Here is a 4,096-nt window from a genome sequence, read left to right as displayed (position 1 = left end):
AATAATTCTTTAATCATTAATAAAATCAAATTTATCAAATTTCATAATTTTAGATTCCTATAATTTCTATTTTAAATATATTTTATAGGAATTTTAAAATAACTAGGTTATGCAAGAAGTCTAATTGTTGCACTGTTATTAGTAATGTTTGTAACGTTAATTTTTGTGATGTCTAATTGTGGATTTAATTCTTTTAATTTGTCTTTAATTTGTTCAATAGTCGGCAAGTTAATTCCATCAGTTTTTATTACACGTGTATTAACATCTTTTTCGGTTGCCTCAATATCGCATTTTATTCTTTCTAGAGTTGTGTTGGCTAGCAACGGCGCAGGAACGCTTGCTGTGAGCGTAGTTATTGTTAATAAGCTTAGTAATTTTTTCATTTGCTTATTTCCTTTCTGAAATTGTATTAATTTATATTATTTTAATAAATTTTTGATATTTGATACAAAAATAATTATATCATAAGTAATTGATTAGTATAATGGTGAAATATTTAGAGCAATTTAAACTGAATAATTTGACTTAGCCCCCTACTTAAAACCCTTATTTTACAAAGGTTTTTCATTGCTTGTTTTGCTATCGTTGTCTGTAACGCATTGAAAGTTATTTTCATCGGCAAATGGTAATAAAATTTTATAATTAATATTATCATAATTATTTTTTATAAAATAATTATATTTACTATTTAAAGTATAAATAATTATAAATAATTATTTATATAAAAACACTTGATTTTAATTATATTTTTGATATTATAATTAATAATAATTATATTTACTATTTAAAGTATAAATAATTATTTTAGAAAGGAAATAAAATAATTATGCCAAATATAGATAAAGAAAAAACAAATATAACCAAAAATTTAATAAATAAAACATCAAGCTTTAGTGATGTCAGAGAATTTAAAAAATTAGATAATTCTACTTTTATGCCGCGTATGAAATGCAATTCACAAGTGGTTAAGGAATTTAGAAAAGAAGCAAAAATAAAAAAATGGCAATTAACAACTTTAATGAATGAAATATTAGCGGATAGATATAATATAGACTTGGAGGAATAAAAATGAAGATGATTAGTTTTGCAGTAAAAAAAGGTGGGGTCGGAAAAACCACTATTTGCAAAAATGTTGCTTATAAGTTAGCACTTGATGGGACAAATGTTTTATTGATTGACCTTGACCCGCAAGCAACTTTAACACTAAATTTAGTTAATAATGTTTATAATAAAAATAAAACAATTAAGTCTATTTTAATCGAACCAGAATTAATAAAAATAGAACAACTTATTCAACAAACAAAGTATAAAAACATTAACATTATTGTTGGTGGGGAACAACTAAATAAAGTATCTGCTATTTTAAATTTAAACTATTCAAATGAAAAAGACCAACATTTAATAGCAGATACTCTATATATGGAAAATTATAAAACTTTTGATGGTTATGATTATGTGTTGATTGATTATCCACCATCTATTAATGAATTATCCCTTAGTTTTTTGATGTTATCTGATTTAATAATAGCACCGTTAACTGATGATGGAGGTTGTTATAAAGGAGTATTAGATTTAAAAAATACTTTAAATCATATTGCTAAAATTATTAATAAAGAACCACCAAATATTAAGATTTTATTAAATAATGTAAAAAATAATGATGTTACAGAAACCATTTTGGAATGATTAAAAAATGATAATCTTACTCAATATTTATTAAAATGTGAGATTAAACACTCAGATACTTTTTCCAAAAATACAGTTAAATTAGACACAATATGAACTAACCCTACATATTGGCGGCAAAAACAAGCATATGAAGAACTCATCAAAGAAATCAAATAACAATGAAAAAAGTAGAAAATAAAGATACTATCAATCATAATTTAATGCTTGTTGATGTTGATTTACAAAAATGTCTGAATTGTAGCTTTGTCATCCAAAAAGTTGATGATAAGTGATTTACTATCAATATGGGCGATAAAAACTGCCATAAATAAAGAATTATGTTATAATTTGATTACCAAGATATTTTTTATCTTTGGTATGTTATGTTACTCTAAATGTATCAAGTATNAAATATAAAATCTTCTCTTTTAAAANNAAAAAAACTANATATAAAAATATATNTAGTNTATAATATTTATGTAATTAAATATTTTTAATAAAAATTTGGTGATACTAAATTGTATAGTAAACAATTTAGTATCGTGGAAACACTAGCGTTTACTAGCGTTTCCACAGACAATTTTAACATATTTCTTGGTGGTTTTTTATGATACTGCTTTGAAATATGTTGTAAATTGCTTGTGGGAATAGTGCGGTGGTGCTATTCCTATTTTTATTTTCCAGAAAGGAATACAAAAATGAAAATATATAATATGAAAAAATTACTAAGCTTATTAACAATAACTACGCTCACAGCGAGCGTTCCTGCGCCGTTGCTAGCCAACACAGTACAAAATCATGTCAAACGCGATTTTGTAATTAACTCTAATTCAAACAACGAGTATCTTCCAATAAAAGAAAATATTTTTATACCAAAGGATATTGTTTCCTTTGTTATTGATGGAAAAGGCGTTATTTATTATTTAAATGTTGATTTTTTTGTGTTGAAAAAGGGTTCTACAACACCAACAAAAATTGATGGAATAAATGATAAAATTAGTGACTTTGTTGTTGCCGTTGATAGTAAAGATAACATTTATTTTGGTACAACAAATGGTATATATTTTTTAAAAGATGGGTCTGATACTGCAGCAAAAATAAATGGTATTAGTGGTTATATATCAAAAATTACGGTTGATAGTAGCAATAACATTTATTTTATGTCATCGTATGGTGCCTTTGTTTTAAAACAAGGTTCTACAACACCAGCCCAAATAAATGGTATTGATGGTTTTAAAAATATTGCCGTTGATAGTAAAGATAACATTTATTTTGGTACGAAGGATGGTGCCTTTGTTTTAAAACAAGGTTCTACAACACCAGCCCAAATAAATGGTATTGATGGTTTTAAAAATATTGCCGTTGATAGTAAAGATAACATTTATTTTGGTACGAAGGATGGTGCCTTTGTTTTAAAACAAGGTTCTACAACACCAGCCCAAATAAATGGTATTGATGATTTTAAATCTCTTATAGTTGATAAATATAATAACAATATTTACTTTAAAAAAAATAATGGTATTTATTTTACAACAACTGTTTTAGATTGGGTAAAACAACAAAGTCAATTTGCTTTGGTTGATAGTAGTAAAACGAAAACTTGAACTCGCCCTGATGTGCTTAGCGTGGATGGGGAGTTAAACATTGATATTGCCAATCCAAATACTGATAAAGTTGTATTTGATAATGTCCAACAAGGACAAACAAATAAACACTGGACTATCAATGTGAAACCTGAAACTAGCGAGAAAGACCATAATTTACAAGTAGTGTTTACTTTAGATGGTAAACAATATACAAGTAATATTATTGTTTCTATGCAGGCAAAAATAGAGCCACCAACTCCACCAGTGCAACAAAATCTAAGTGATTTAATCAAAACAACTGATTTAGGAAATATTTTGGATAATAACGATGATACTATTTTCGCTGCTGTTAATCAAAAAAATAGCAATGTCATTGATGATTTTTCTCAAGTTGAAATAACAAATAAAGATAATCACTCTGCAATTTTAACTGCGAAAAAAGATAGTAAAAGTTACGCGGGTTCGGTTGTTGTTAAATACAATATTGTGTCAGCAACGGCGCTTGACTTAAAAATTGACCTACAACCAACATCATCAACAGCAACGGTAATAAAAGATTATCTTGGTCAAATTGATACAAGTAATCTCACTAACCCAGTTAATACATTCTATTATGCGAATAGTGAAAGTGTTATCATGATGATAAAACCAACCGCAAGCAGTGTTATAACTGGTATTGTTTATGGCTGTGATGAGCAATGAAATAAAACATCACATTCAAACAACATTGACCCTACAAGTGGCATTAAACTTGATGGGTCACAGTTGGCAACAAAGGAGGGTAAATATGTTGTTGAACTATCTGATAACCTAGGTCATACTAACAATGTTTATTTACAAAT

The 4,096-nt window shown here is 26.7% G+C and carries 4 protein-coding genes and 1 pseudogene (1 of these 5 only partly in view); 4 read left to right on the top strand and 1 reads right to left on the bottom strand.

Annotation, left to right across the window (positions count from 1 at the left end; translation table 4 throughout):
* Window positions 1-107: 107 nt before the first annotated feature.
* Window positions 108-383 (bottom strand): hypothetical protein, encoded by a 276-nt coding sequence (locus BST80_RS04340; protein WP_415746121.1) that lies wholly within the window; start codon window positions 381-383, stop codon window positions 108-110.
* Between the two features lie 443 nt (window positions 384-826).
* On the opposite strand from BST80_RS04340, the gene BST80_RS04335 reads away from it, so the two are divergent.
* From BST80_RS04335 to BST80_RS04320, 4 genes and pseudogenes are all read left to right on the top strand, one after another.
* Entirely contained in the window at window positions 827-1,066 is a 240-nt protein-coding gene (locus BST80_RS04335) for a hypothetical protein (protein ID WP_400248936.1), read from the top strand.
* 2 nt (window positions 1,067-1,068) lie between these two features.
* The gene (locus BST80_RS04330; RefSeq protein ID WP_415746120.1) at window positions 1,069-1,845 is read left to right on the top strand and encodes a ParA family protein; all 777 of its coding nucleotides are present in this window, start codon (window positions 1,069-1,071) and stop codon (window positions 1,843-1,845) included.
* On the top strand, window positions 1,797-2,000 hold the full coding sequence (locus tag BST80_RS04325; protein WP_415746119.1) for a hypothetical protein: 204 nt from the start codon (window positions 1,797-1,799) through the stop codon (window positions 1,998-2,000). The genes BST80_RS04330 and BST80_RS04325 overlap by 49 nt, the downstream gene beginning before the upstream one ends.
* A 366-nt stretch (window positions 2,001-2,366) precedes the next feature.
* Window positions 2,367-4,096: pseudogene (locus BST80_RS04320) on the top strand (adhesin); its annotated part runs 37 nt beyond the window's last position; the annotation flags it as partial.

Origin of the sequence: Spiroplasma sp. Moj (genome assembly GCF_016082285.1) — a bacterium.
In the GTDB taxonomy this organism is placed as follows: Bacteria; Bacillota_I; Bacilli_A; order Mycoplasmatales; family Mycoplasmataceae; genus Spiroplasma; species Spiroplasma phoeniceum.
Note: the sequence above shows the minus strand (reverse complement) of the source record. Positions and strands in the feature narration are given on the sequence as shown.